Consider the following 23,638-nt stretch of genomic DNA (forward strand, 5'->3'; position numbering starts at 1 on the left):
GATTGGTCCTCACATGCGCAGCGGCGCCACTGTGGCGATTCGAGTAGGCATCGTGCAGCGGTAGCGCGTCTCGTCGCCGACGTGGTCCTCGGCGTCGGTGTCGATGTCGTCGGGCTGCCGCTCGTCGCGCGGCAAAACAGGGACAGTCCGGATGAACTGGCGGCAGGTGTCGAAAACCAGAATTCCTGGCTCCTCCATGGGATGCCGGAGCGCCGCCTTCAGCATCTTGCGCATGCGCTCCCAGCCGTTTCGCCGGCTGCCCGGCCCTTTGTCGGCCTTCTCCCACTTGACGCCAGCCTTCGCCATGTCGTCGGCGATGCACACGCCGTTCTGAGTATCGAAGATGGCGGAGTCGGCAGGGCCCGACTTCACGCGGCCGGCGATTCCAATCTCTCTCTCGACCTTCAGGACACCTCGCGCCACTTCCACGGCCAACATGCGCAGACCCTCGTTCGGCTTGCCGTTCCAGCCGTACCACTCCGCGATGCGGATGAGCGTCCCGCGCGGGAAGCTGCGGCGCGTGCCGTCACGCATGATCGCGTCCGTGCCATCCGCCTCTGCCCACCAGCCGACGCTGAATGGCTTGGTGCTGCCCCAGTCGAACGACCGGTCAATTCGCCAGCCGGCGGGAACATCGAATGGCTGCAGCGCGTGCCGCTTTTCGTCCCACACATCGTCGAACATGCCGCCGGCCACGATGTTCCAGTCGCCGTCGCGCATGGCCTTCACCAGCGCTGGGTTCCCGAGGCCCTCCAGGCGATCAACGTAGTCCGGGTCGTTCTCGAGCAGAGTCGGGTTGTCCGCCAACTTCGCGGGGATGTATTGGCGGAGCATCCCGCCCTCGGACTTCGGCTGCCGGGTGATCTGCCGCGGCGGCGCGATGTCGATGAACGTCGCCTTGACCCAGTTGTGGCCGATGCCGCCCGGGTTCGCGCTACCCAAGATGCGAGGAAAGAGGCCGGCGTACTTCTTGGGCAGCTTCAGCGCCCCCATCCGACACCGGCCGCGGAGGTATCGGTAGATCTTCTCCGTGAAGTGCGTCAGCTCATCAAGCATCAGGACGTGAATTTCGGCGCCCTGATACTTCGTCACGTCCTTCTCGTACTGGCAGTGACAGAGGTGGATCTTCGAGCCGTTCCAGAACTCGATGAAGGCCTTCGACCAGTTGATCTTGACCAGACCGCAGTCAATCCACTCGGAGAGCAGAGCGGGAAACCCGCTCACGCCCTCCATGTGGTTCTTCAGCAGGTCATCGGACAATCGCCGAAAGATATAGACCTGCAGTCCATGGATGTCGGTGCACCAAGCGATGGCCCCGACGCGCATGAGATGCGACTTTCCGCCGCCCGCCGCCCCGCCGTAGAGAATCTCCGTCGCCGTGGATAGGTACGCCTCACTCTGCTGGGGGTGGAGGGCGAGTTCCATTCAGCACCAGCTTCAGTTCCGGCGTCTTGATCTCGCCGCTGTGCTCGACCTTGTCCTTGAACATGCCGAAGTGCCGACCCAGCAGCTCGAGGTTCTTCACCTTGTCCGGCCACTTGATCTTCTTCAGGATGCCGATCATCTCCCGCTGCTCGCCGCGGCCGTCGAACATCTCTGCCAGATCAAACCCGCTCAGGTACTGGCGCCAGACCTTCGGCCACTCGCTGACCGGCTTCATTGCCATGTCGTCGTCCATGATGTCCAGAACGTCCATCTGGTCGATCTCGATCATCCGCTTCAGCACGTAATCAGCATCCACCTCAGCGCGCTCGGCGCGCGCCTTCTTCGCAGCGGCTATAGCGGCGGACACTTCAACATGTCTCAACAGCCGTTCGCCCTGCGAGTGCGCGGTCTTGGCGCTGTAGCCGGCGCGGATTGCTGCCTGAGTGGCGTTCAGGTCGATGAGGTACTCATCGACGAATCGCTGCTGCTTCGGTGTGAGGCTCATGTCGGCACCTTTCCTGGTGACCGCATGCGGGGTGCGGTTGCCGTTTCCACGGCGAGACTGACGGTCCGCTTCCACGGACGAGGGAAAGCTCCGAAGCCAGCCGAAACCGGCCCCGGACAAGGACAACGAGGAGGAGATTAAGCGAACGACAGACGACAAAAAGCCCGCCGGGATCTCTCCGGGCGGGCTTTTGGCACCTATCCGAAACGGACTCTAATTCCGCATGAAATGCGGAGTCAAGTTTTTTCACCGTTCAACGATGCCGTCCGTGTAGAGCTTTTCGTCGATGGCCTTCATCGCTCGCCCCTCGATCCCCGCCAGATGCTTCGCAATTCGCTTCGCGTGGTCTGAAACCGTGTCGCGATTGACACTGGCCACCTCGGCGATCTCCACCAGCTTCACGTCGTCACCGAAAACGCGCCGGACGATGCCGTTGCGCAGCCGATAGTGGCTGACGGTACCGGCCAGGGCCATCCGCAGCACGTATTCCGTCAGGTGGTCGGTTGCCGCGCGCCACTCGCGCCCCGGTACCCATCCGCTGCAGCAGTCACGACGGCATGGGCATCGATCGCGACGCGGCGCGAAACGGGCGGTAATCACCATCGCTTCCTCGCGACCCAGCGCATCGACAGCGGCGCGGATCATCCCCGCCTGCCCTGCCCCATCCAGGCCCACCAGCCCTTTGCCGCTGCGCTTCGGGCCGTCAGCCATCCGGTTCATCACCGGCCGGTCGTACGCCTGGTGGCTGAAGTTGAAGGCGAAGACCAGCGCCGCATGGGTGCTGCTGAACAGCGGCTCGACTTCTGCTGCGACTGCACCCATCACTCGCCCTCCGTCACTTCACGAATAACCACCCTGACACCCGGCACAGCGCTGTAGCGCTTCCGCTTCGTCACATCCACGACCTGGACATCGTCGTTCCACACCACGCCGTTCAAACCGTCGAAAATCGCCTTCTCGACGTTGTCGATGTCCGGCTTCTTGGTGGGCAGCAGCTGTCCGTCGAGCGCCTCGTTCTGCTTCCGCTTCGACCAGCTGGCAGGAACTGGCAAGCGGATGTCGAGCTGCACACTCACCGCACCGGCAATCAGGTCGCGTCCGTTCATCGCAACTTGCCCGGCGTGCGCCACGAGGCCTTCGTAGTTCGCCGTTTTCTCGGGCGTGTAGAGCTGCGCGAACCGTCCACCGCGACTCGCCACCTTCGGGCGACCCTTTCCGACGGGGGCGCCGGGTACAGTGAATGTGATCACTCGGCCGGCTTCTTCCGCGCCTGCCACAGCTGGACCACCGCCGCCCTGACCCTCTCCAACTCCTCCGGCGACATCGTGGACGCCAGCGCGTCCCTCACATGCCGCGGCTGTTCCGAAATCCATCTGATCCTGCATTTCTCGCACCCCTCTCGATACCATCCCGATCTCCCTCCGTTCGCCTCGGCCCTCGCGCAGCAATCGCAGTCCGTCACGCTTCCTCGCTGACCCTCGGCGCACACCGGCCACCGCTCCACACCTCGTCCAACGCCGCGGACGCCATGGCGATCTGCGCCGGCTTCAGCCGCTCACCGCCGAGGTACATCTGGCGCAGGCGCTTCGCCCATTCCTTGTCGCCGGCGTCAGCGGACATCCTCGGGATCGATGCCTCGCGCCTCATGCCGCCGTCGCCTCGTGGGTGATCCGCAACACGCCAGCTGCTGAGCCACCGGCGAGAACCAGGCGGGCGGCTCCGGCATCGCCGATCAGCGTCGGCGCTTCAGGCTTGAAGCCGCGTCGCTCGGCGTCGGCTTGCTGGATGCCGATCAGCACCGGCGGATAAGCCGGCCGCTCGCTGCGCATCGCGTAGCCGCGGTAGCGGTTCTCGAACTCGCGCGCCACGAAGGGCCAGTCCTCCTCGCTCTTGCCCGTCAGCAGCACCCAGCCGCCCATGTCGGTCACGACGGCGTGAATCAGCGGATCGTCGAACGCCACGGACCGGTACGGCCCGACGCATCGCACGGCGCGATCGACCTTCGACCAGGCCACGGCTGCCGCATCCGTCGTACGCCCGCCGATCATGCGGCGCAGGTCGGCGACCTTCGGCATGAACTGCCCGGTGTCGGGGTTGCACATGTGCCGGCCGATCGCCGACTCGACCGCGGCGATATCGAGGTCCTGCAGCCCCTGCCAGTACAGCGCCACAACTCCGTCTGACAGCGGCTTTCCGTAGTACTCGGCCAGCGCCATCAGCGCCTGAGCGAACCGCGTCTTATCCGTTTCGATCATCGGACACTGCCTCCTGCGGGTTGGAATTCGCCAGCCAGCGCTGCACTGCTGCGGCGGTCTGTTGCCCTGCCGGGCTGAGGTTCTCCGTGCCTCGCGGCGGAGGCGCAGGCGGAGCACGCGGCCGTCGCGGGGTGTTCTCGTCGCGCACCCAGTTGCGCCACGTGGCGAGCCAATCGACCTTCCGGGCCAGCTGGCCAGCCTTCGCCAGCCAGTGGTCACGGAAGCGATCGGCAGCCCGGCGCACGTCGTCTGCCGACCATTCGGGGCGCTCGGTCAGCGCCCACTCTCCCCAGGCCTTCGGCAACACCCAGTCCCGCCGCAACCGTGTTCCGCGCGCAGCATCGGCTGTCTGCTCGGCCTGCTGGCGAGGATCGTGGCCTTCGGACGGCGACGATGGCGGCGTGGTTATGGTGGCTGGCGGAGCCGAAGGCGACGCATCAGGCTGCCCGGGCGGCGGCGGTTGACCACCCCCTGCACCCCCGACCGAAGGGAGGGGTTCCTGTTCTTGCTCTTGTTCCTGCTCTTGTTCTTGGCTTCGAAGGGGCTTCGAAGGGGCTTGCTTCGGCGTAGGTGATCCGCGCCGCGAAGACATGCAGAACGCCTCAGCGTATTTCTCGAAGAACAGCGACAGGAAAGGGTTTGAAGGCAGCGCAGCGTAGTCGTTCTGCACGCCCTTGACCCGCAGGTCGTTGGGTTTCAGGGACTCGGCGATCTGGTACTTCGCCATCTCCATCACCCACACCACTTCGGAGGCCTCGTCGTAGAGGCAAAACCCCGCTTCGATGGCCCTTTGAAGCCCCTTCGAAGCCCCTTCTAAGCCCAGTCCTGTTTCGTGCGCGATGAAGGTGATCGGCAGGTAGTACAGGCCGAGCATGTTCGCGTGCGGACTGGTCATCAGGTACAGCCCAACGATCAGGGCTTCGTGGCCCTGGGCGCGCAGCGCCTTTCCGGTAGCGCCGCACCAGAACTTCGGGGAGACCTTGGCGTAGTCACGCATTCACGGCCTCCAGTGGCAACCCCGTGGTGACGCCGCGGAGGCGATCGTCCTGCAGGGCGGAATTGGCCGGATTAAGCTCGCACCCGATGAACTGGCGACCGAGACGCAGCGCAACGCGGCCTGTCGTGCCGGTACCGAAGAACGGGTCGAAAACGATGTCGCCCGGCCGGCTGCCAGCCAGAACGCACGGCTCGACCAGTGCCTCGGGGAACGTTGCGAAGTGCGCGCCGCTGTAGGCCTGCGTCGGGATGGTCCAGACGCTGCGGCGGTTGCGCCGGCTCACGTCCCACTCACTTTCGGCGCGCTCAGGACGATGCGTCCCTACGGACTGGCCGGGGATGGCCTGCTCGCGCTTGCTGTCTTCGCGCTTAAACGAGTCGCGACGGCTTCTCGGCTTCGGATTGGCGTCGTAGCCGTGGCCGAATCCGACACCGCTGGAACCACGACCCACCGCCTTCATGTTGCCGTTCGTCTTTCCGCCACCGTTCGCCCGCGTGCTGCCGGTCTGATTGGCGACATCCTGAGCGAGGCGAGCAAGCGTGTTCGGACTCGCCGGCTCAAGAATGGCGTCCTGATCGAAGAAGTACCGTTCGGACCGGGTCATCAGGAACAGGTACTCATGCGACTTGGTGCAGCGGTCGCGCACCGATTCCGGCATAGGGTTCGGCTTCGACCATATGATGTCCTGGCGCAGCCACCAGCCGGCGTCCTGCAGCGCGAAGGCGAGGCGCCACGGCTGACCGATGAGGTCTTTGGGTTTGAGGCCAGGTGTGCGGCTAAGGCTGCCGGTTCCAGTGGATCGCAGCTGCGCGGCCTTCACTTGATTGGCGCTGATGGCCGAGACGTTCGGAGCGTGTTTTCCAGCATGTTCGCGGGACTGTGCCCCCCATGAGCTGGCGTAGCTGTCGCCCATGTTCAGCCAGAGCGTGCCGTCGTCGGTGAGCAGCTGGCGGCAGAGATCGAACACCTCGACCAGCTGCGCCAGAAACTCCGGTAGCGTCTGTTCCAGCCCGATCTGCCCCTCGACGCCATAGTCGCGCAGCCCCCAGTAAGGCGGCGACGTGACGATGCACTGCACGCGCACCCCGTCGGCGATCATGCGACGCATCGTGTCGCGGCAGTCGCCGAAGTGGCAGCGGTTGAGCCAATGGTTCATGCGCGCACCGCCGTCAGGATGACCACCGACACGCTAGTGCCGGCGAACTCGTTGTCGTAGGTGCGCGACCACTCGCACGACCAGCCGGGCAGCACTTCCTTGCCCTTGGCGCTGGCCGGTAGGACGGCGACCAGGCGGCCGTTGTCGGCGAGCATGGCCGCAGCGTGCTCCAAGTGCGCCAGCCAGCGGCCTTCGCTGAACGGCGGGTTCATGACGATGCGGTCGTATAGCTGACGCTGGTGGATCGTCAGGAAGTTGACCGGAACGGCACAGAAGCCCTTGGCCTCGAGCACCTTGCAGTGCAGCGCGCTGATCTCGACGCATGTCGTCCGATCCTTCGGCATCAGGTCGGCCAGCGCACCGGTGCCGGCGCTCGGCTCGAGGCATACGTCGTCCGGCCCGATCTGCGCCGCCTCGATCGCAGCCGCGGCGACGTTCTCCGGCGTCGGATAGAACTGGTGTGCCTTCTGATCCGGCAGGCAGCCGGACGCGACCACCTCGGACACCGCGTCGTGGGCGTCGTAGTCGAAGGCGTAGTAGTGGCCGTTCCGGCCGTTCGGCGTCTTCACGCCGCCCAGGTAGGCCAATACGCGGTCGATGTCGGCCTGCAGCGCCTTGTCGTTGACGCGACCGTACTTCAGCTGCAGCCCGTGGCGGATCTTCGTGCGCAGGTATTCCTGACGCCACGCATTCGGGCCGGTGTTCTTCTCCAGGAGGTAGGCCTCTTCCATACCGCCCAGCGCCTCGACGACGCGGAACGGCAGCGGCCGCCCCATCATCACGAAGTCCTTGGAGCGCTTCTTCGGGCGCTGCCGGAACTGCGCGGGGATCGCGAGCGGGTAGAGGTGCGCCAGCACACAGTTCAGGCGCCAGGCCATATCCGGATGCACTTCGAGGTGCGCGGTGCCGCACTTGTAGGCTCGCAGGCGAAGGGCGCCACCGTCCAGCGTCACCCACTCGCCGCGGTGCTGTCGGCGCGCGATGTTGACCACGGTGATCGATGCGCCCCAGCCGGGCTCATCACGGCCCATGAATTTCGCGATCACCTTGCGCAGGTCGTTGATGTAGCCGACGCGGTCGTGGTCCGTGCTGCCATAGCCGTTGATGAGGCGGGCGATGATCATCCGGCGGCCGAAGCCCTCCGGGCAGTTCGTCACGTGCTCACCAGACAGCGCGCGGAAGATGCCGTCCACACGCTCGGCCAGGAACTTCGCGCGGCTGTTGAGCAGATCGAGCAGCGTCGCGCGGACAGTCTGTTCATCGAAGTCCGGGAGCGGCGGAAGATCCTTCTCGCTGCTGTTCCACGCGGCCTTCCGGCCCTGCGGATAGCGAATCTGCTCGTTCCACTGGTTCCGGCGCTCCTGCGGCATGGCGTCGTAGACGTCTGTCAGGTTCAGCGCCTTCGACCAGTAGGCGGCATTCAGCGCCGCGACGGCGCCGGCTTGCTCGAACAGCTGGCTCGCCGCGGATGACAGCGAAGTGCGGCCCCGGTCCGGGTCGGAATTGCCATCCAGGAAGTAGTTCAGGACGCTGGCGCACTCGGGACCATTGATGAAGGCAGCTGCCGCTTCGATCCGCGCGCGGTCCTGCCGATAACTGGCCACCAGCCCGTTGACCATGTCGGTCGATGTCGGCGCGAAGAAGGCGGACATGTCATCCATCAGCTCGCCGTCACGCGCGGCTGCAATCACGTCGTGGTCGGCGTGGCTCATGCAGCCCTCCCCTGCAGCTGCTCGATCCGGCCGGCCAGCTTGGCCAGGTGGCGCGTTGCCTCCACGAACTCACGCTGCATTCGCGCGACCTCGTTCTCCGGCTCGATCGGCATCGGATCGGAGTAGCCGGCGTCGCGGGCCAGGAAGTTCATGGCTGCGTGGGTGCCAGCTTCGCGCCCGATGCGCAGCAGGAAAACGACCTGCTCCGGGGAAAGCTTCTCCCGACGGTCCGGGTTGAGGCAGTCGCGCAGCTTGTTGCCGGCCTGCTCGATGGGCAGCTCCGGCCACATCATGGCGCCAATCTTCTTCACGCCGCCGCAGGCCTTCACGACCTCTTGCAGGGCATCCGTGATGGTCTCGTGCATCAATCCGAGCTGCATTTCCGCACCTGTACGTGTTTCACGGACGGCCACGTACAGCGTCCGCGGGGCAAAAAAAGAGACTGGCGCCATGAACACGAAGCCCGGCTGCTGCCTCGCACGGCTGCTGAAGAGAAAGACCCCTGCCCGCTTCACAGGTATCGGTCGAAAAGACCTGATCGACGGGCCGGGGTTGAAAGCCACGGCCGGGGGTTGCGGCTGTGGTTGAGGAGACGGTGATCACGCCGCGGCCTCGCTGGACGCGTCCTTGGCGGCGGTGCCGCGGAGGTAAGCCCAGTGCTCCGCGAGGTCCGGCCGAAGTTCTTCGCACGTCACCATGCCGGTGGTCGCGCGCTCGATGTCCGAGCATCGCTCTGCTGGAACGGGTCTGCGACCGGTAACGATCTGGCTGATGAAGCCTGGCGTGACGTCGAGCTTGGCCGCGAGGCTCGCCGCACTCTCAACTTCAGATAGGTAGGTCTCGAGTTTCATATGCGCTCCGTCGATACCGGAAATTTAGCTGCGCTAACCAACAACGTCAACAGCCAAGCTAAATTTAGCGCCGCTTACTATCTGACTATGGACAGAGTGAAGCTCTTGCAGGAACTGATCGACAGCCGCTTCAACGGGAGCCAAGCCGCGTTCGCACGCGCGATCAAAAAGCCGCCATCCCTAGTGAGCCAATGGCTTTCGAAGCATCGAGGTTTCGGTGACGCGAGCGCACGTCATATCGAACTGGAGCTTTCGCTGGGAGAGGCCTACTTCGACGGTCGCCGCAACGCGCCTATGGCTGTTGTGGAGCCGACCAGTGACACTGCAATCGCGATCCAGATGTTGGATGTCGCTGGTTCTATGGGGTACGGAGAGGCGATCCCAGATCACGAGACCGTGATCAACCGGATGAACGTGGAGATGGAGTGGGTGCGCAAGCATCTCCCCGCCATAAGCAGCCCTGGCAATCTGAAGGTGATAAGCGGGTACGGCGACTCGATGATGCCGACGTTCAACGACGGGGACATACTGCTCGTCAACACAGGAATTCGTGCTGTGAACATCGACGGCGTCTATGTGCTGAGCGCGAACGAGCGCCTCTACATCAAGCGCGTCCGTCAGCGCATGGATGGCCACTTCGAGATATCCAGTGACAACCCAACTGTGAAGACGGTCGATGTTCTGAACGGTGATCACGAGGTGACGGTGCACGGTCGTGTCGTGTGGGCTTGGAATGGGAGAAAGCTCTGATGGCTCTGATCAAATGCCACGAGTGTGGCAATGCAATCAGCTCCTCCGCGAAAGCATGCCCGGCCTGTGGCGCCCCTGCGAAGCTCGCGCCAAAGACGCAGCCGGGCTGGAACACTTGGCCGGTCGCCATCTTCGTGGTCCTTCCGCTTGGTCTTGCCACGATCTACCTCATGAATTCTGGCGGCAACAAGGTCCAGGAATGCACCGAGCGTGGCGTGGCCTATTTCAAGGAGATCGGCAGCTACCCTCGGCTGTCGTCGTATCCCGACGCAGGTCGCACCGCGGAAGAAGTTGCATTGGAAAGATGCAAGAGAACAACAACGGCATTCTGACCCTTCCGGTACCAGGAATATTGGTGTCCTGAACGGTTTGCTGGTGGCGACGGTGCGCGGACGTGTGATCTGGGCACCGTATGGGAGGAAGTTGTGACTACGTGCCCGAAGTGCGGCTACGTGCGCCAAGCGAGCGATCCGGCGCCGGATTACGAGTGCCCAAAGTGTGGGGTTATCTACGCAAAAGTCAGGCCGCTGGAGGGCACAGCGCCTGCGCCCGCACGCGAAGATCAGCCGAATCGTCCGCGAGGCGAGAGGGTATCCGTAGCAAGGGGGATGATCAGCGAGCCTTCGCCGCAAAGGATCCGGTGGATCGACGACCGACAGAACAGAATCTTGGTCGCGGCCGTGGTCATCAGCCTGACCGTGGGCTATTTCGCAGGTCGTGAGCACCTGAAGTACGAGTTCCGCTCGGCCTTGGCCGACGCTGCGCAGGGATTCCGAAAAGCCCTCGCCGGTGAACTACCTGCGAAGCCCAGCAAGCCGCCGGAGACGCGCGAGCAGCCAATCGTGCCGACACTTGTGAAAAAGGGTTTTCGCGAAGAGGAGTACGGCCAGGACACCATCACGTTGGCAGTGGATTTTTCGAATCGAACCGGGCAGGACATCCGTGCCTTCGATGGAAGCCTGATCCTCACCGACCTGCTGGAGAATCGGATACTTACCGCGAAGATCGCAGTCAACGATCCTATCCCTGCGGGTTCAACCTACTCATGGAGCGGCGGCATCTCGTACAACCAGTTCATTGAGTCTCACCAGAGCCTCAGGAACGCTGATGTCGAGAACATGAAGGCTCAGCTACATGTCGGCAAGGTTCTTTTTTCCGACGGACAGACGAAGGATTACGGCAAGTGAGGCGGGCGGCTGCCTGTTTGACCGCCCTCTTCCTCGGCGGGTGCTACGACGGTGAATCGAGTGCAGTTGACATCGAGTGCCGTGAACAAGACTGTCGGGAAGCCAAGGCAAGGGCTCTGATCGAGGCCAGCAAGGAAGCCGTCAGGCAGGTAATGAAGGACCCCAAGAGCGCCGAGTTTCGTGACGTGAAGTACCACGCGGCCCGATGGACCAATCCGCCAGTCGTTTGCGGAGAGGTCAATGCGAAGAACAGCTACGGCGCGATGGCTGGGTTCGAGAGGTTCGTCTACGTGTCCGACAAGAATGAAGTACGCCTTGAGTCGTCGGTCGATGACTTCAGGATGACGTGGTGGATCTGGTGCGAGCGGCCAGAGGAATCGACTTCTGGTGGTAGAAAAAATTGAACGCTTCGAGAGCGCTTGTGGCGTTGCTCGCCATGACTGTCATCGCAGGCGGGGTCGCGGCGTGGAAGTGGGACGCCTGGGTGACCATCCCTGAGCTGCGAGGCGGGGTAATTCAGCCGCTGAAAGACCCTCAGTCTGCTCAGTTTCGATCTGAGCACCTTGGGAAGCATCCAGGCTACCTCTGTGGCGAAGTCAATGCGAAGAACAGCATGGGCGGGTACGTCGGCTTCAAGCGCTTCGTCTCTACCTCCCAAGGTGCAGTGGTCGAGGGTGATGGCCTAGATTCATGGCCAGACAGAGACCAAGACGCACCCTTCGAGAAGCTGTTGGAGCGCGTCCGAATCCGCGTAGATTTCGCCGTCAAATACGATCTCGGGGTTGATTTCGAGACGATCATGGAAGAGTCGAAACAGAGCTTCTTCGATGACATCTGGCAGAAGCACTGTTCCTGACAGCGCTATGGCTTCTCCCATTGACGCCCTCCTCGTCGCCCTTGTCGTCGGAGTGACCGACGGCGACACCCTGACGGCCCTGTCCGAACAGCGTGAGCAGATCAAGATCCGCATCGCCGAGATCGACGCGCCAGAGAGCCGGCAGCCGTTTGGCGCGGCATCGAAGCGTTCGCTGTCCGACCTGTGCTTCAAGGTCCGCGCCGAGATCCGGCCGCAGAAGACCGACAGGTACGGCCGAACGGTCGCCCGGGTCACGTGCCGAGGCGAGGACGCCAGCGCGCACCAGGTACGCACGGGCATGGCCTGGGTGTTCGAACGGTACGCGAGCGACCGCAGTCTGTTCCGGCTGCAAGACGATGCCAAGGCGGCCGGCCGAGGCCTGTGGAGTGAGCGGACGCCAGTGCCGCCGTGGGAATGGAGGAAGGCTCGATGAGGCGCAAGAAGGACAACCCGTTGGCAGACCTGCGGGCCTACCGCGTGTCGCGCGACGAGAACCAGACCGAGTTCTGGGGGCGCTTCGGCGTCACGCAGAGCGCAGGGAGCCGGTACGAGAGTGGGCGTGAGGTGCCGGCTCCGCTAGCTATGCTGGTGCTGGCGTTTGCGGACGGCTTACTGGATGACACAACTCTTCGAACGATAAACACACGTACCGAGAGAAAATAGGTCTTTCCGTTTGAAATACCTCAACCCAAAATCCCATGCGCGGAATGCCCGATTCAGTCGTTGGGGCATCGCGACCGCAACATCTCGCAATGCTTCTCGACGTGCCCGGCGACAAGTGGGACGGAAGCTACGACGCGTCGTCATCCGTGCCCCCGAAGAGCTAAACATCACGTCCAAAAGGCATCGTGGTGCGTTCTTGAGCTTCCTTGACCAAGTTGATCAGGCCCTAGTAACGCATGAGCGAGTTCACCTCAACTTCAACAGCGTTAAGCTGGCCTTTCCGTGCGGCACTCTACTGTTCCGCGCAAAGCTCGACACTTGGATTGCCAAGTACCCGAACAAGCTCGTCGGTCGCTACCCAACCGACCCTGTTGTTGAAGAGCTGTTCCAGCACATTGGCGTACTTGGCCTCCTTAACCTACCACATCGAAAAAATGCCATTACGCACGACCAAGTAGTTCATTGGCATTTTCACTCGGGCGCAGTCATGGATCCCACGCTCTACAAGGATCTGACACTGTCTTTGCGAGACCGTATAGTTCACCCACAAAGAGAACTCTTTGCCGATTGCCTGAACGAAGCGGTCTACAACACGGTCAATCACGCGTATGACTTTGAAGTAAAGGGGCTGCCGGATCGGCGTCTTCGAAAGTGGTGGATGTTCTCGCAGGTCAAGTCAGGCTTGGTTACTGTCGTAATCCTGGATCTGGGCGTTTCGATTCCCAGATCGCTGCTGCAAAAACCAGAATGGAAGGATTACGCCCGTTTGCGGAAGCGTGACGGACAGCTGATCGAGGCAGCGGCATGCAGTACCCGAACTAGTACAAGATTGCCACACAGAGGCAAGGGGCTTCCGGAAATGTTGGAGTTTTCGGAAAATTTGGCTGCGGGCGGTTTGCGTATATTGAGCAGATTCGGAGTATTTTCCTTTGACGCAAGTACCAAGATCATGCTTCGCGACAAGTACTACCAAGCAATCCCTGGCACGCTTGTGATGTGGCAAATACCGATTTCTGGAGGTGGCAATCATGAGCCAACTTGAAATTTCTATTGCTCGAGACTTTTCGGAAACGCCTGCTGGCCGACACACAAAGGACAGTGCGACTTCTGGCGAACGCTTCAGAGAAGAGGTGCTCGCACCTGCGCTTCGAAAGGCAGAGGAGGTAGTAATTGATTTAGACGGCACCTTAGGATACGGATCATCTTTCTTAGAAGAAGCATTCGGTGGCCTTGTTAGACAAGGGTTTACACCAGAACAACTTCACCAACGAATGCAAATAAAGTCATCAACCCCAACTTACCTGAGGAGAGTTTGGCAATATATTGAAGAAGAAGGAAAGCGTAGCAAATGACGTTCGAGGAATTTGCAAAGCAATATGGATCCTTAGTCGTCTGGACGCTCGCAATCATTGGGTGGCAAGTCGCGAATTACTCCGCAAACATGCGAGAGTACAGAAAGGAGATTCGTGGCGACATCGATCTAGCGTGCTCGCTAATCGAAAAGATACTAAACATTTATTTCGAATATTTGAGAAAATCGACAGACAGCATAGAGCGAAGAATAACTGAGAGTCGGATAAAGATGATGTTTGCCGACCTGGACTTGCAAATAGAGCGACTCAAGAGCCGAAAGACAACATTCGGGAGAAAGCTTCTTGAAATGGACTCAGTGGTACAGAACTCTGATAGCTTTTATGATCTAATAACTGGCGGTGACTTTGAGGCAGAGGGGCAACCATCGAAATTAGACCCACTGCAAGATTATCGCGCATCTCATCGCGCGCTAAAGCTTATTGATTCATTGCGCAAGGCTTTCAATCAAGCATTTACCTAGCCTGTTGCTCCCCTCGCAACGCGTGATGCTTGCCTTAACACTCCCGCCCGATCTGCCCCTGCAGCGCCGGTATCCGCGCCTTGGCGTCGTTGTACTGCCAGTGCGCTGCACCGTTCCTGACCAAGGCCTCCGCCGCATCCAGTCGCGCGCGAAGGTCGCTGCAACGCCGCTTCTTCGACTCGTACTCGTAGTCGCGTGACGGTCGGTTCATCTCCCTGATTCGCTCGAGCTGCGCGTTCTCCTGATCGCGCATGCGCTGGCGCTGCTCAAGGCCCTTCAGCTGCCGCTGGACGTTGTCGTCCTGGAAGTCCGCAGGCGTTGCGCCACGTGACGGCCGCACGTCGATCGCCTGGGCATTGCCGCCGCACGGCTGATCCGAGAACACTGTCTTCCCTGCCCCGTCCTTGCACTTGTAGACCTGCCCGAAGGCCGGCGAGGCGACCAATGCCGCCACTAGTACCAATCGCTTCATCGCTTCCCATCCTGCCGCGCGGGCCCGGCCGCAACAGCGTCGAAACCTTGAGGGCCCGCCGCCGACGCCCATGACTCAGCGCCGGCTTCGGGCAATTGCTTACCTACTGCCGTCGCTCAATGGCAGTGGCGGATTCCAGTGCTGTGATCCTTGTGGCAGCCGTACTTGTCGGTGCCGCCGCTGTGGGCCATCGCCAGGCCGGACATCAGCGCGAGCGCCGCAACCAGCATCGTTCTTTTCATCTCGCTCCCCTTCTGGCGGAACGCCCGCCGCGCGACTGCCGAGAATTCGACCGCACCAGAAGTCTGCGACGGATCACGAGGCGCGGATGCCCCGCCCTATCACTTTCGTCGTCGGCCGAAAGGATGATGCTCCGCTAATGTTTAGCCGCGCTATTGACTCCAAAGATTAGCGCGGCTAATCTTTACTCCATCGCAGCACTCGCTGCACAGCGCGGGAAAAAGCCCCGAGCGGGCCAGCGCCCTAAGCCGATCCGGCTCTGCCCTCTTCTGGCATCCGTAGGCGACCGGCCACCACCTGCGCACCACGCGATGGAGGTGTCATGGACAGCAGAAGCATGGCGGAGCAGCAGATCGCGGCGGATGTCCGGCTGCAGATCGAGGCGACCGGGCAGTACAACCCGAAGGAAGGCGACCTGGAGTACCACGGCGCCGACTGCGCGTACTTCACGCGGCACACGCTGGCTGTCATGGCCGCGGGCGGTGCCGACAGCGGCCAGATGGTCGTGCTGCGCGACCTGCGCGACGACCTGATCAAGCAGATCACGGACGCCGAGATCAAGGCGCGCGCCGATGATCTGGCCGCAGAGATCAACGAGGAGCACGCCGCCCAGTTGGCGCGCTTGGCTGAGATTGCACGGTACGGGGTGGCGGCATGAACACCCCGCGCTACGACTTCACCGTGCGTGACGACGTCAACTGCCTCGTCGTCGCCGTATGCAACGAGAACCCCGCGCTGAAGGCCATCGGCGAGCGCGATGGATTCGACGCTGTGATGCAGACCCTGCTGGTGGCCGGCTGCATGTACATGCGCGGCGTGCACGGCATCGACCCCGATCCAAACGCGCCCGCGATCGAGGTGGCGAAGGCCGCCCGCGTGCTGGGCTTCTCGCTGGTCACCCGTCCGAATGGCGACATCGTCGTGGCCGCTCCCGGTACCGGCCAGCGCATGGCGGTCGTGGAGCGTGACGCCGCATACGACCAGACCGAGCGCGGCGCCGCTGTTGCCGACTGCGCTTCGGACGCGCTGGCGCGGGGTGCGGCATGAACATCGTGCTCGGACTGCTCATCGCCGTCGCCTACCTGACCGTCGCTTGGCTCATCGCGCGCGCGACCGGCCGCATCGCCGACCAGATGGGAGGACCGGACGATGAATAAGCGCCCCTCCCCCACCGCCCTCCGCGCGCGAATCCTCGGGCTGCGCTGGCGCCGTGCGCATGCAGCGATGCGCGTGCTGGCCGCCGACAGCATCGCCTCGCAGGTCGCGGCAGTCGGCGCTGACGGCATCGCCCTGATGCGTGCCAGCGGCTACCAGATCGCCACCACCGAGGCACTCCGCGAGATCGAACACCAACTGCGCCGGTGTCGGCGCGCCCTCAACCACCTGAAGGAGTACCGCGCATGAATGCGCCTGAACGTCTTCCGTCTCTGACCGTGCGCGCCAGCTCGTGGGCCGGCCTGTTCGACTGCGCCTACCGCTGGGAAGGCATCCATCTGCTCGGCATGCGCAACGTCGTCGGCCTGCGCGCGGCGCTCGGCACGGCAATCCACGCCGGCACGGCTGTGTTCGACCAGGCGCGTCTCGACGGCGCCGGCCTGTCCGCCGACGACGCGGCCGGCGTGATGGTCAACAAGCTCCGCGACCCGGAGAACGAGTTCGACCCGGAACGCGACGACATCACGATGACCGAGGCAGAGCGCGTCGGCCTGACGCTGATCACGAAGTACTGCATCGAGGTGTCGCCGAAGTACGACTTCGTCGCTGTCGAGATGCCGACGAAGCCCATGGACATCGACTGCGGCTCGGGCGTCGTCGTACGCCTCACCGGCACGATGGACCGGGCACGCATTCGCCGCGCCGGCGCAGGTGTCGGCATCGCCGACATCAAGACCGGGTCCGCGGCCGTCCAGAAAGGTGTGGCCGTGACCAAGGGCCACGGCCCGCAGATCGGCACCTACGAGCTGCTCTATGAGCACACCACGGGCGAGCGCATCAGCGACGACGCCGAGATCATCGGCATGAAGACCAAGGGCACCTCCGAGATATCCACCGGCCGGATCGCCAACGCGCGCACCGCGATGGTGGGGTCCGAAGAACACCCCGGCCTGATCCAGTTCGCCGCCGAGATGTTCAAGACCGGCCGCTTTTACCCCAACCCCAAGTCGCTGCTCTGCTCGGAGAAGTACTGCCCGCGCCACGCGACCTGCCCGTTCCACGACTGAGGACTGACGACATGACCAATTCCACATCGATTCAACAGGTCCGCGAACACGGCGCGGCACGCGAACATGACGTGCGAGTCGATATGTTCAGCACGCGCGGCTTCGCGCTTGCCCAGCGCGTCGCGCAGGCGTTCGCGGCGAGCGACGCAGTGCCCGCCGCGTTTCGCTCGTACAACATGAAGAAGGTGAACGGCCAAGAGCAATGGGTAGAGAACACCGCCGCCCTTGGCAACTGCATTGTCGCAATCGAGGTTGCGCAGGCGGTCGGAATGTCGGTCACGGCAGTCATGCAGAACGCGGATCCGATCGAGGGCAAGCTGCGCTGGTCTGACCGCTTCGTGGTGGCTGGCATCAACGCCAGCAGGCGCTTCACGCCGTTGCGTTTCGACGTCAAGAACCTGGGCCCGATCGAAGCAAGCTACAAGGAGAAGACCGGCTGGGACAGTCAGGCGAAGAAGCCTGTCTTCACCGAACGCTCCGTGAAGCTGGACAACCTGCAGAGCATCGCGTGGGCGCTCCCGTATGGATTCGCAACACCTCCCGGCGTCTACACGCTCGATCAGGCTCGCGCTGCCGGTCTTCCGGTAATCGAGGGCCCGCCTGTGTCGATGCGCCTGGCCGTGGAAGAAGGCTGGTACGCAAAAACCGGCAGCAAGTGGCAGACCGAACTGAAGCACAAGATGCTGATGATGCGGTCCGGCCGGTACTTCGGCGACATCCATGCGCCGGACATCGTGATGGGCATTGGACGCACCTCCGACGAAGTGCAAGACATCGTGCTGGACGCGGTGCCTGATGACCGCGGCGCCTACACAGTCCCTCTCGACAATCTTCGACAGCCGTCGGCACCGGCTGAAACTCCAAGCGCAGAACACGCCGCGTCCCCAGCAGTCGTCGCGACCACGTCCGGCGACCAGCAGGATGACGACCTCCGTGCCCTTGAGCAGGGTCACGGCACGAACACCGGCGGCAACTGGCAGCCGTCCGCCGAGGAAGCGGCCGAGATGGAACGCCGCGTCGCCGAAGAGGCCGCCGCCGACCAGCAGCGCGCCAACGCGCCGCGCGGCCGTGGTCAGCGTTCGATGAACCTGGAGTAAGCCGCCATGTTCCGCACTGCCATCGCCTACCACCTCCCGTCCGGCTGGCCGTGGGATGCCGCCGGCACCGCCGAGCTGCTGTCGCGCCGCACCTTCCAGCCGTGCTCGCCGACGCAGACGGAATCCAACGGCTTCGTGCCGCCGCGCGACCAGGCCGAGCTGTGCCACGACGTGCATGGCCGCTACCTCGTGTGCTTCCAGGTCGAGGAGAAGCTGCTGCCGTCGGCCGTCATTCAGGAGCACGTCAACATCCGCGTCGCTGACATCGAGGCCGAGCAAGGTTACAAGCCCGGCCGGCGCGAGATACGCGAGATCAAGGACGCCGTCACCCGCGAGCTGCTGGAGATGGCATTCACGCGCAAGCGCCAGACGCTGGCGTGGATCTGCCCCCAGCGCGGCCTGCTGATCGTGGCCGCCAACAGCGCGAACAAGGCCGACGAGATGCTGAGCGTGATGCGCGAGGCGCTGGAGAACATGCCGGTGTCGCTCGTGAAGACGCAGCTCACGCCTCCGTCCGCGATGACCTCATGGCTGGCCGCTGACGAAGCGCCGGAGCATTTCACGATCGACACGGACTGCAAGCTCGTGTCGTCAACCGAGAGCAAGGCAGCCGTCAGCTACACCCGGCACGCCCTCGACGCTGGGGAGATCCGGCACCACATCTATCAGGGCAAGCGCGCCGAACACCTCGGCCTCACGTTCCGCGACCGCATGAGCTTCATCCTCGGCAGCGAGCTCGAGCTGAAGCGGATCGTGATGCTGGACGTGCTCACCGAATCGCAGGAGCCGGCCGACAACGAGATCGAGCACTTCGACGCGCAGTTCCTGCTGGAAGCCAGCGAGATCGAGCAGGCCTTCGTGGCGCTGATCTCGGCACACGGCGGCATCGAGGTGCCGAAGCGCGACGACCTCGTCGAACGTGCCGAGGGTTCTGCAAACGATGGCGACCCGGACCCGCTGTATGACCAGGCGGTGGAGATCGTGCTGAAGACCCGCCGGCCGTCGATCTCGATAGTCCAGCGTCACCTGAAGATCGGCTACAACCGCGCCGCACGCCTCATGGAGCAGATGGAGCAGGCCGGTGTTGTGAGCCAGATGAACAGCAACGGAAACCGCGAGGTACTCGCAGCATGAAGATCACTCGAATCTCCGCCCAGAACTACCTGGGCATCCGTGCGGCCGACATCGCGCTCAATCGCCCGGTGCAACTGTTCGCCGGCCGCAACTTCGCCGGCAAGTCCAGCCTGCAGGAGGCCGTCCGCCACGCGCTCACCGGTGAGACGGTCCGCGTCAGCCTAAAGAAGGAATACGCGTCGCTGCTCACAGAGGGCGCCGAGTCCGGCTTCGTGGAAGTTGTGGCCGATGGTGGCGCCTATGCCGTGGCCCTGCCCAGTGGCAAGGGCACGTGCTTCGAAGCAGGCGCCATCAACTATGTGCTGGACGCCCAGCGCTTCGCCAGCTTGTTACCCGATGAGCGCCGCGCCTTCCTGTTCGGGCTGATGGGTCTGTCGTCGTCCGGCGATGCGGTGAAGAAGCGCCTGGCCGACAAGGGCTTCGACGACGCCCGCGTGGCGCTGGTCATGCCGCTGCTGCGCGCCGGCTTCGATGCCGCGTGCAAGGAAGCCCAGAACCGTGCGCGTGACGCGAAGTCCGCGTGGAAGACCGTGACCGGTGGCGAGACCTGGGGCAAGGACAAGGCCGTCGGCTGGCGCCCGGCCGCGCTGCCGGAAGGTGCTGCGAAGGCACCGACGCTGCTGGAGAACGCCCGCGCCAAGCTGAAGGAGGCCGATGCTGCCCTGGCCACCGCGCAGCAAGCGCTCGGCGCCGCGCGGTCCGCCGCACAGGCACGCGAGGAACAGGAGCAGCAGCGCGCACAGCTGGAAGAGCGCGCCGGCCGCATCGAGCGCATTCGCACGAAGCTGGCCAAGGACGAGGCCGAGCTGGCCGACTGGCAGGCGAAGGTCGCCGACGCGAAGGCCGCGGCCGGCGGCGTGAAGAAGGTGCGCGCCGTGCTGGAGGATGCCGTGCTGCGCGGCCTCGCCGAAGTCGCCGCCGAGTTTCTGGGCATCGCCGAGGCCAGCACTGGCATCGTGGCGACCGATTCCGGCGAGATCCTCGAATGGGACCAGGCCCTGCTGAACCGCGCGAAAGCACACGTCACTGAGTACCGCGCGCAGAGCAGCACCGCGCCGGCCGAAGACGCACAGGCCGCTGCGAAGCTGGCCGAGTACGAGAAGGCGCGCGACCTGATGCAGAGCGCTGTCGCCAACGGTCAACGCGATCTCGCCGCGGCCGAGGCGGCGGAGGCCTCCCTGAAGGCGCTTGATGCCGCCGCCGCTGGCGACGCGCCGAACTTCGACGAACTGCGCGAGGACGTGCAGCAGAAGATCGAAGCCCGCGACGCGTGGCGTGCCGATGTCGAGAAGTACCAGGCCATGGCTGAGCAGGCGGCGCGGCAGGAGAAGGTCGTCGCCGATGCCGCGCGGCACCACGCCGACGTGCTCGCGTGGCTGGAGATCGCCGACGCGCTGTCGCCGGACGGAATACCGGGCGAGATGCTCAAAGAGGCTCTCGGGCCGATCAACAAACGCCTGATGCGATCAGCGGGCGTCGCGCAATGGCCGAGCGTCACTATCCATGACGACATGCGGGTCACCTACGGCCTGCGCCCTTACTCGCTGATCTCGGAGTCGGAGAAGTGGCGCGCCGACGCGATGATCGCCGAGGCCGTCAGCTACCTGTCCGGCCTGCGCCTGCTGGTGCTTGATCGCTTCGACGTGCTGGACCTGGCCGGCCGCGCCGACGCGCTGGAGTGGCTGGATCAACTCGCGGCCGACGACGAGATCGATACCGCGCTGGTGTTCGGGACGCTCAAGGCGCTGCCCGGTGGCCTGCCGGAAACGATCCAGGCGCACTGGATCGATGGCGGTGTTGTGGGCCAGATGCGGGAGGCGGCGTGATGGGAGCGCTAAACGAGAAGAAACCGACCTATGCGCCGGCCTACATGGTTGGCATCTACCCGCAATTGGCGGAGGAGGCGCGTCGCTTCGGCTATGCCTTAGCCCTGCATGGCTCACTGCAGCGCGACCTCGATTTGATCGCTGTGCCGTGGCGAGAGGATGCCGCGCCCGCAATTGACCTTGTGCGCGCCCTCGGCGAAGTGTTCGACGTTGAGCCGAATCACCCGATAGACCGCCCAGAGCAGAAGCCGCATGGCAGGCTCGGATGGTCTCTGCCGCTGTGGTGGGGCGCGTACCTCGACATCAGCGTGACGCCGCGCATCGAGCCGCCTACCCTGATCCATGCTGAAGCAGAAGAAACCCGCGCCGCCCTGCGCGGGGAGGTGAAGCCCGAGAAGTGCGACGGCAACCACGGCGGGCCGCGGTGCGCCGACCCGGAGTGCTGGAACGATCCGATCGACGACGTCTTCGACGCCCGGGTGGCAGCGGAACAACTCATCAAGCGTGCGCTCGCGATAGGTGTCGTGCTGACCATCGAGACGCAGCCGCGGCAGCCGCTGGCGATGGGTAACTTCGACCTGGTCGTGGAGACGCGCGAAGTGCGGAAGGGCGGTGCGGCATGAAGCGCGATCTTTCTCTATTTGAAAGCGGAGCACGGCTTCAGATGACAGAAAGCATCGAGCTGACGATCCAGAGCTTGCAGGCCTACGGCCCGCAGCATGATCACTGGGTCGTTGCTTGGTCGGGTGGGAAGGACTCGACTGCGACGCTGACCCTGCTCGTCTGGCTCATCGACGCCGGCAAGATCGAAGCACCGAGGCGGTTCACCGTTCTCTACGCGGACACCCGACAGGAGCTTCCGCCACTGGCCCTCGCCGCCGAGGCGATCATGGACGAGCTGGCCGAGCGTGGTATCGAATTCCGCGTCGTCCGCGCGCCGCTCGATAAGCGCTTCCTGGTCTACATCCTCGGGCGTGGCGTGCCTCCGCCGAACAACAACACACTGCGATGGTGCACGCGCCAGATCAAGGTCGATCCGATGGCGGCGGCCATCGCCGAATCGCTCGGTGATGGCACGGCGCTGACAATCACCGGCGTCCGCCAGGGCGAAAGTGCCATCCGCGACCGGCGGATCGAAATGAGCTGCGGCAAGGATGGCGCCGAGTGCGGCCAAGGCTGGTATCAGCAGGTTCTTCCGGAGAGCAAGAGCGTGCGCGGCCGCATCGCCACGCTGGCGCCGCTGCTGCATTGGCGCGTCTGTCATGTCTGGGAATGGCTGCGTCACTGGGCGCCTGCAACAGAGTTCGGCGGGTGGCCGACCGAGATCATCGCCGACGCCTACGGAGGCGACGAGGCCGAGGAGCTCAATGCCCGCACCGGCTGCATCGCCTGCCCGCTGGCACAAGAAGAAAAAGCGCTGGAGAGCATCCTGGCCATGCCGCGCTGGTCGCATCTGGCGCCGCTGCGCGATCTCAAGGGGATATACCGGTGGCTGCGCGAACCAGCCCAGCGACTGCGCAAATCCGGCATCGAACGACTGAAGGATGGCTCGATCGGAAAGAACCCGCAGCGCATGGGGCCGCTGACGCTGGAAGCCCGGGTTGAAGCGCTGGAGAAGATTCTCGACATCCAGCACCGCATTAATTCTGGGAACCCGCGCGGCCAGCGCTTCGAGCTGATCAACGTCGAAGAGGAAACCCGCATCCGCCAGCTGATCGCCTGCGGTACCTGGCCGGATGGCTGGGACGGAGACGAGCCGCGAGCCGACCAATGGCAGCCGGTGACGATCTACGGAAACGGAGCTGAGCAGCACGACCTCTTTGGTCTGGAGGAAGCCGTCTGATGCGTAAGCACACCCCCCGCACCCATCGCCCGAAGACCGCGCCTTGCCTCATCGCCGTGGGCATGAACGACAAGCACGAGGGCGCCATGTACTCCGCCGTGCAGGCGTTCCGTCGCGGCGAGGCCACGGCCGATCACTTCCTTGACCTGTGCGACACGCGTGACATCACGGCCATTGCCTACAACATGCAGGGCCGGCACGTTGATGGCCTGCGCGCGGTGATGGACGCCGCCGAGATCGCGCTGCTCAACATCCGCGACCGGCATCGCGATACAGGGCGCTTCGGCGCCTCGGCCGACGAGCTGGCGACGCTGGCGCTGCTGGTCGATACCTACACGAACTTCTGGCTCGCCCAGTCGGGCGACCTTTACGGGCGCGCGCGGAACGAACTGCGCCGGGCTCGGCTGCTGGACAAGGGTGGGGAAAAGGCGGCATGAGCGTGACGACTGGACCCCGGACGGATATTGCACTACCCCGGTGGTCTCATACCAACGGCTTCAATAGCGCGCCTCGCGGCGTTAAAGGCCTCGTCAACAGCACAGTCCTCTGTCGGCGCCAGCTCGCCGAGCCTGCCTGTCCGGCCGCCTGCTACATGCCACGTGGCATCCCAGTG

General features: G+C 63.7%; 32 protein-coding genes and 2 pseudogenes. 21 read left to right on the forward strand and 13 right to left on the reverse strand.

The annotated features are described in order from the left end of the window. Nucleotides 1–9: 9 nt before the first annotated feature. The 11 genes from ACQ66H_RS12310 to ACQ66H_RS12360 form a co-directional block, all read right to left on the reverse strand. Nucleotides 10–1,425 carry a terminase large subunit domain-containing protein gene (locus tag ACQ66H_RS12310; RefSeq protein WP_430434266.1) on the reverse strand — a complete coding sequence of 472 codons (1,416 nt, stop codon included), beginning with the start codon at nt 1,423–1,425 and terminating at the stop codon, nt 10–12. Then, on the reverse strand, nt 1,394–1,930 hold the full coding sequence (locus ACQ66H_RS12315) for a terminase small subunit (protein WP_430434267.1): 537 nt from the start codon (nt 1,928–1,930) through the stop codon (nt 1,394–1,396). The genes ACQ66H_RS12310 and ACQ66H_RS12315 overlap by 32 nt, the downstream gene beginning before the upstream one ends. Nucleotides 1,931–2,176: 246 nt before the next feature. Continuing rightward, nucleotides 2,177–2,752 carry a hypothetical protein gene (locus tag ACQ66H_RS12320; protein WP_430434268.1) on the reverse strand — a complete coding sequence of 192 codons (576 nt, stop codon included), beginning with the start codon at nt 2,750–2,752 and terminating at the stop codon, nt 2,177–2,179. Beyond that, entirely contained in the window at nt 2,752–3,180 is a 429-nt protein-coding gene (locus ACQ66H_RS12325; protein WP_430434269.1) for a RusA family crossover junction endodeoxyribonuclease, read from the reverse strand. Before ACQ66H_RS12325 ends, ACQ66H_RS12320 begins: the two co-directional genes overlap by 1 nt. A gap of 208 nt (nt 3,181–3,388) precedes the next feature. Further along, entirely contained in the window at nt 3,389–3,550 is a 162-nt protein-coding gene (locus ACQ66H_RS12330) for a hypothetical protein (protein WP_430434270.1), read from the reverse strand. A 23-nt stretch (nt 3,551–3,573) separates the two neighbouring features. After that, nucleotides 3,574–4,146, reverse strand: a complete 573-nt coding sequence (locus tag ACQ66H_RS12335; RefSeq protein ID WP_430434271.1) for a DUF6475 domain-containing protein — start codon at nt 4,144–4,146, stop codon at nt 3,574–3,576. 22 nt (nt 4,147–4,168) lie between these two features. After that, nucleotides 4,169–5,182, reverse strand: a complete 1,014-nt coding sequence (locus tag ACQ66H_RS12340; RefSeq protein WP_430434272.1) for a hypothetical protein — start codon at nt 5,180–5,182, stop codon at nt 4,169–4,171. After that, nucleotides 5,175–6,338, reverse strand: coding sequence for a DNA-methyltransferase (locus tag ACQ66H_RS12345; protein ID WP_430434273.1), 1,164 nt, complete (start codon nt 6,336–6,338; stop codon nt 5,175–5,177). Before ACQ66H_RS12345 ends, ACQ66H_RS12340 begins: the two co-directional genes overlap by 8 nt. Beyond that, the gene (locus ACQ66H_RS12350; RefSeq protein WP_430434274.1) at nt 6,335–8,050 is read right to left on the reverse strand and encodes a DUF4942 domain-containing protein; all 1,716 of its coding nucleotides are present in this window, start codon (nt 8,048–8,050) and stop codon (nt 6,335–6,337) included. The genes ACQ66H_RS12345 and ACQ66H_RS12350 overlap by 4 nt, the downstream gene beginning before the upstream one ends. Beyond that, nucleotides 8,047–8,430 (reverse strand): hypothetical protein, encoded by a 384-nt coding sequence (locus ACQ66H_RS12355; protein WP_430434275.1) that lies wholly within the window; start codon nt 8,428–8,430, stop codon nt 8,047–8,049. The genes ACQ66H_RS12350 and ACQ66H_RS12355 overlap by 4 nt, the downstream gene beginning before the upstream one ends. Before the next feature lie 219 nt (nt 8,431–8,649). After that, on the reverse strand, nt 8,650–8,901 hold the full coding sequence (locus ACQ66H_RS12360; protein WP_430434276.1) for a transcriptional regulator: 252 nt from the start codon (nt 8,899–8,901) through the stop codon (nt 8,650–8,652). On the opposite strand from ACQ66H_RS12360, the gene ACQ66H_RS12365 reads away from it, so the two are divergent. The 10 genes from ACQ66H_RS12365 (at nt 8,902) to ACQ66H_RS12410 (ending at nt 14,191) form a co-directional block, all read left to right on the forward strand. Then, nucleotides 8,902–9,651 (forward strand): S24 family peptidase, encoded by a 750-nt coding sequence (locus ACQ66H_RS12365; RefSeq protein WP_430434277.1) that lies wholly within the window; start codon nt 8,902–8,904, stop codon nt 9,649–9,651. Then, nucleotides 9,651–9,983: a zinc-ribbon domain-containing protein gene (locus ACQ66H_RS12370; protein ID WP_430434278.1), complete on the forward strand. Its 333-nt coding sequence runs from the start codon at nt 9,651–9,653 to the stop codon at nt 9,981–9,983. Before ACQ66H_RS12365 ends, ACQ66H_RS12370 begins: the two co-directional genes overlap by 1 nt. Before the next feature lie 276 nt (nt 9,984–10,259). Next, the gene (locus tag ACQ66H_RS12375; protein ID WP_430434279.1) at nt 10,260–10,838 is read left to right on the forward strand and encodes a hypothetical protein; all 579 of its coding nucleotides are present in this window, start codon (nt 10,260–10,262) and stop codon (nt 10,836–10,838) included. Nucleotides 10,839–10,855: 17 nt separating this feature from the next. Then, nucleotides 10,856–11,242: a hypothetical protein gene (locus tag ACQ66H_RS12380; protein WP_430434280.1), complete on the forward strand. Its 387-nt coding sequence runs from the start codon at nt 10,856–10,858 to the stop codon at nt 11,240–11,242. Between the two features lie 32 nt (nt 11,243–11,274). Further along, nucleotides 11,275–11,694 (forward strand): hypothetical protein, encoded by a 420-nt coding sequence (locus ACQ66H_RS12385; protein ID WP_430434281.1) that lies wholly within the window; start codon nt 11,275–11,277, stop codon nt 11,692–11,694. Between the two features lie 7 nt (nt 11,695–11,701). Then, nucleotides 11,702–12,127, forward strand: coding sequence for a thermonuclease family protein (locus ACQ66H_RS12390; RefSeq protein WP_430434282.1), 426 nt, complete (start codon nt 11,702–11,704; stop codon nt 12,125–12,127). Further along, nucleotides 12,124–12,357: a helix-turn-helix domain-containing protein gene (locus tag ACQ66H_RS12395; RefSeq protein ID WP_430434283.1), complete on the forward strand. Its 234-nt coding sequence runs from the start codon at nt 12,124–12,126 to the stop codon at nt 12,355–12,357. Before ACQ66H_RS12390 ends, ACQ66H_RS12395 begins: the two co-directional genes overlap by 4 nt. 196 nt (nt 12,358–12,553) lie before the next feature. Beyond that, nucleotides 12,554–13,399, forward strand: a complete 846-nt coding sequence (locus tag ACQ66H_RS12400) for a hypothetical protein (protein WP_430434284.1) — start codon at nt 12,554–12,556, stop codon at nt 13,397–13,399. Continuing rightward, nucleotides 13,386–13,709, forward strand: a complete 324-nt coding sequence (locus tag ACQ66H_RS12405) for an STAS-like domain-containing protein (RefSeq protein ID WP_430434285.1) — start codon at nt 13,386–13,388, stop codon at nt 13,707–13,709. Before ACQ66H_RS12400 ends, ACQ66H_RS12405 begins: the two co-directional genes overlap by 14 nt. Further along, nucleotides 13,706–14,191 (forward strand): hypothetical protein, encoded by a 486-nt coding sequence (locus ACQ66H_RS12410; RefSeq protein WP_430434286.1) that lies wholly within the window; start codon nt 13,706–13,708, stop codon nt 14,189–14,191. The genes ACQ66H_RS12405 and ACQ66H_RS12410 overlap by 4 nt, the downstream gene beginning before the upstream one ends. Nucleotides 14,192–14,225: 34 nt before the next feature. Here the strand turns inward: ACQ66H_RS12410 and ACQ66H_RS12415 are convergent, their stop codons facing one another. Next, on the reverse strand, nt 14,226–14,663 hold the full coding sequence (locus tag ACQ66H_RS12415) for a DUF4124 domain-containing protein (RefSeq protein ID WP_430434287.1): 438 nt from the start codon (nt 14,661–14,663) through the stop codon (nt 14,226–14,228). A gap of 116 nt (nt 14,664–14,779) precedes the next feature. Next, nucleotides 14,780–14,905: a YHYH domain-containing protein gene (locus ACQ66H_RS12420; protein ID WP_430434288.1), complete on the reverse strand. Its 126-nt coding sequence runs from the start codon at nt 14,903–14,905 to the stop codon at nt 14,780–14,782. Between the two features lie 335 nt (nt 14,906–15,240). On the opposite strand from ACQ66H_RS12420, the gene ACQ66H_RS12425 reads away from it, so the two are divergent. The 11 genes and pseudogenes from ACQ66H_RS12425 (at nt 15,241) to ACQ66H_RS12475 (ending at nt 23,462) form a co-directional block, all read left to right on the forward strand. Continuing rightward, nucleotides 15,241–15,561, forward strand: coding sequence for a hypothetical protein (locus ACQ66H_RS12425; protein WP_430434289.1), 321 nt, complete (start codon nt 15,241–15,243; stop codon nt 15,559–15,561). Next, nucleotides 15,558–15,950 (forward strand): hypothetical protein, encoded by a 393-nt coding sequence (locus tag ACQ66H_RS12430; protein WP_430434290.1) that lies wholly within the window; start codon nt 15,558–15,560, stop codon nt 15,948–15,950. Before ACQ66H_RS12425 ends, ACQ66H_RS12430 begins: the two co-directional genes overlap by 4 nt. A gap of 102 nt (nt 15,951–16,052) precedes the next feature. Further along, nucleotides 16,053–16,307: a hypothetical protein gene (locus ACQ66H_RS12435; protein WP_430434291.1), complete on the forward strand. Its 255-nt coding sequence runs from the start codon at nt 16,053–16,055 to the stop codon at nt 16,305–16,307. Continuing rightward, entirely contained in the window at nt 16,304–17,125 is an 822-nt protein-coding gene (locus ACQ66H_RS12440) for a RecB family exonuclease (protein WP_430434292.1), read from the forward strand. Before ACQ66H_RS12435 ends, ACQ66H_RS12440 begins: the two co-directional genes overlap by 4 nt. 11 nt (nt 17,126–17,136) lie before the next feature. Next, a complete protein-coding gene (locus ACQ66H_RS12445; protein ID WP_430434293.1) occupies nt 17,137–18,222 on the forward strand; it encodes a hypothetical protein in 1,086 nt (361 codons plus the stop codon). Nucleotides 18,223–18,228: 6 nt separating this feature from the next. Beyond that, nucleotides 18,229–19,107, forward strand: a pseudogene (locus tag ACQ66H_RS12450) (recombination-associated protein RdgC); the annotation flags it as partial. Nucleotides 19,108–19,161: 54 nt separating this feature from the next. Next, nucleotides 19,162–19,356 (forward strand): annotated as a pseudogene (locus tag ACQ66H_RS12455) (DNA translocase FtsK); the annotation flags it as partial. Then, a complete protein-coding gene (locus tag ACQ66H_RS12460; protein WP_430434294.1) occupies nt 19,353–21,182 on the forward strand; it encodes an AAA family ATPase in 1,830 nt (609 codons plus the stop codon). The pseudogene ACQ66H_RS12455 and the gene ACQ66H_RS12460, both read left to right, overlap by 4 nt. Next, nucleotides 21,182–21,805 carry a hypothetical protein gene (locus ACQ66H_RS12465; protein ID WP_430434295.1) on the forward strand — a complete coding sequence of 208 codons (624 nt, stop codon included), beginning with the start codon at nt 21,182–21,184 and terminating at the stop codon, nt 21,803–21,805. Before ACQ66H_RS12460 ends, ACQ66H_RS12465 begins: the two co-directional genes overlap by 1 nt. Beyond that, a complete protein-coding gene (locus ACQ66H_RS12470) occupies nt 21,802–23,025 on the forward strand; it encodes a phosphoadenosine phosphosulfate reductase family protein (protein WP_430434296.1) in 1,224 nt (407 codons plus the stop codon). Before ACQ66H_RS12465 ends, ACQ66H_RS12470 begins: the two co-directional genes overlap by 4 nt. Then, nucleotides 23,025–23,462, forward strand: coding sequence for a hypothetical protein (locus tag ACQ66H_RS12475; RefSeq protein WP_430434297.1), 438 nt, complete (start codon nt 23,025–23,027; stop codon nt 23,460–23,462). The genes ACQ66H_RS12470 and ACQ66H_RS12475 overlap by 1 nt, the downstream gene beginning before the upstream one ends. The last annotated feature ends 176 nt before the right edge of the window (nt 23,463–23,638 follow it).

The organism is Methyloversatilis sp. (assembly GCF_965284615.1).
In the GTDB taxonomy this organism is placed as follows: domain Bacteria; phylum Pseudomonadota; class Gammaproteobacteria; order Burkholderiales; family Rhodocyclaceae; genus Methyloversatilis.

Bases quoted from the DNA above. Each gene is read 5' to 3' on its own strand.
- ACQ66H_RS12370 (WP_430434278.1), top strand. From the start codon at position 9,651: ATGGCTCTGATCAAATGCCACGAGTGTGGCAATGCAATCAGCTCCTCC.
- ACQ66H_RS12355 (WP_430434275.1), bottom strand. From the start codon at position 8,430: ATGCAGCTCGGATTGATGCACGAGACCATCACGGATGCCCTGCAAGAG.
- ACQ66H_RS12350 (WP_430434274.1), bottom strand. From the start codon at position 8,050: ATGAGCCACGCCGACCACGACGTGATTGCAGCCGCGCGTGACGGCGAG.
- ACQ66H_RS12475 (WP_430434297.1), top strand. From the start codon at position 23,025: ATGCGTAAGCACACCCCCCGCACCCATCGCCCGAAGACCGCGCCTTGC.
- ACQ66H_RS12465 (WP_430434295.1), top strand. From the start codon at position 21,182: ATGGGAGCGCTAAACGAGAAGAAACCGACCTATGCGCCGGCCTACATG.
- ACQ66H_RS12440 (WP_430434292.1), top strand. From the start codon at position 16,304: ATGAATGCGCCTGAACGTCTTCCGTCTCTGACCGTGCGCGCCAGCTCG.
- ACQ66H_RS12420 (WP_430434288.1), bottom strand. From the start codon at position 14,905: ATGAAAAGAACGATGCTGGTTGCGGCGCTCGCGCTGATGTCCGGCCTG.
- ACQ66H_RS12320 (WP_430434268.1), bottom strand. From the start codon at position 2,752: ATGGGTGCAGTCGCAGCAGAAGTCGAGCCGCTGTTCAGCAGCACCCAT.
- ACQ66H_RS12430 (WP_430434290.1), top strand. From the start codon at position 15,558: ATGAACACCCCGCGCTACGACTTCACCGTGCGTGACGACGTCAACTGC.
- ACQ66H_RS12410 (WP_430434286.1), top strand. From the start codon at position 13,706: ATGACGTTCGAGGAATTTGCAAAGCAATATGGATCCTTAGTCGTCTGG.
- ACQ66H_RS12390 (WP_430434282.1), top strand. From the start codon at position 11,702: ATGGCTTCTCCCATTGACGCCCTCCTCGTCGCCCTTGTCGTCGGAGTG.
- ACQ66H_RS12375 (WP_430434279.1), top strand. From the start codon at position 10,260: ATGATCAGCGAGCCTTCGCCGCAAAGGATCCGGTGGATCGACGACCGA.
- ACQ66H_RS12335 (WP_430434271.1), bottom strand. From the start codon at position 4,146: ATGGCGCTGGCCGAGTACTACGGAAAGCCGCTGTCAGACGGAGTTGTG.
- ACQ66H_RS12445 (WP_430434293.1), top strand. From the start codon at position 17,137: ATGACCAATTCCACATCGATTCAACAGGTCCGCGAACACGGCGCGGCA.
- ACQ66H_RS12360 (WP_430434276.1), bottom strand. From the start codon at position 8,901: ATGAAACTCGAGACCTACCTATCTGAAGTTGAGAGTGCGGCGAGCCTC.
- ACQ66H_RS12435 (WP_430434291.1), top strand. From the start codon at position 16,053: ATGAATAAGCGCCCCTCCCCCACCGCCCTCCGCGCGCGAATCCTCGGG.
- ACQ66H_RS12310 (WP_430434266.1), bottom strand. From the start codon at position 1,425: ATGGAACTCGCCCTCCACCCCCAGCAGAGTGAGGCGTACCTATCCACG.
- ACQ66H_RS12425 (WP_430434289.1), top strand. From the start codon at position 15,241: ATGGCGGAGCAGCAGATCGCGGCGGATGTCCGGCTGCAGATCGAGGCG.
- ACQ66H_RS12330 (WP_430434270.1), bottom strand. From the start codon at position 3,550: ATGTCCGCTGACGCCGGCGACAAGGAATGGGCGAAGCGCCTGCGCCAG.
- ACQ66H_RS12365 (WP_430434277.1), top strand. From the start codon at position 8,902: ATGCGCTCCGTCGATACCGGAAATTTAGCTGCGCTAACCAACAACGTC.
- ACQ66H_RS12385 (WP_430434281.1), top strand. From the start codon at position 11,275: ATGACTGTCATCGCAGGCGGGGTCGCGGCGTGGAAGTGGGACGCCTGG.
- ACQ66H_RS12345 (WP_430434273.1), bottom strand. From the start codon at position 6,338: ATGAACCATTGGCTCAACCGCTGCCACTTCGGCGACTGCCGCGACACG.
- ACQ66H_RS12415 (WP_430434287.1), bottom strand. From the start codon at position 14,663: ATGAAGCGATTGGTACTAGTGGCGGCATTGGTCGCCTCGCCGGCCTTC.
- ACQ66H_RS12460 (WP_430434294.1), top strand. From the start codon at position 19,353: ATGAAGATCACTCGAATCTCCGCCCAGAACTACCTGGGCATCCGTGCG.
- ACQ66H_RS12470 (WP_430434296.1), top strand. From the start codon at position 21,802: ATGAAGCGCGATCTTTCTCTATTTGAAAGCGGAGCACGGCTTCAGATG.
- ACQ66H_RS12340 (WP_430434272.1), bottom strand. From the start codon at position 5,182: ATGCGTGACTACGCCAAGGTCTCCCCGAAGTTCTGGTGCGGCGCTACC.
- ACQ66H_RS12315 (WP_430434267.1), bottom strand. From the start codon at position 1,930: ATGAGCCTCACACCGAAGCAGCAGCGATTCGTCGATGAGTACCTCATC.
- ACQ66H_RS12405 (WP_430434285.1), top strand. From the start codon at position 13,386: ATGAGCCAACTTGAAATTTCTATTGCTCGAGACTTTTCGGAAACGCCT.
- ACQ66H_RS12395 (WP_430434283.1), top strand. From the start codon at position 12,124: ATGAGGCGCAAGAAGGACAACCCGTTGGCAGACCTGCGGGCCTACCGC.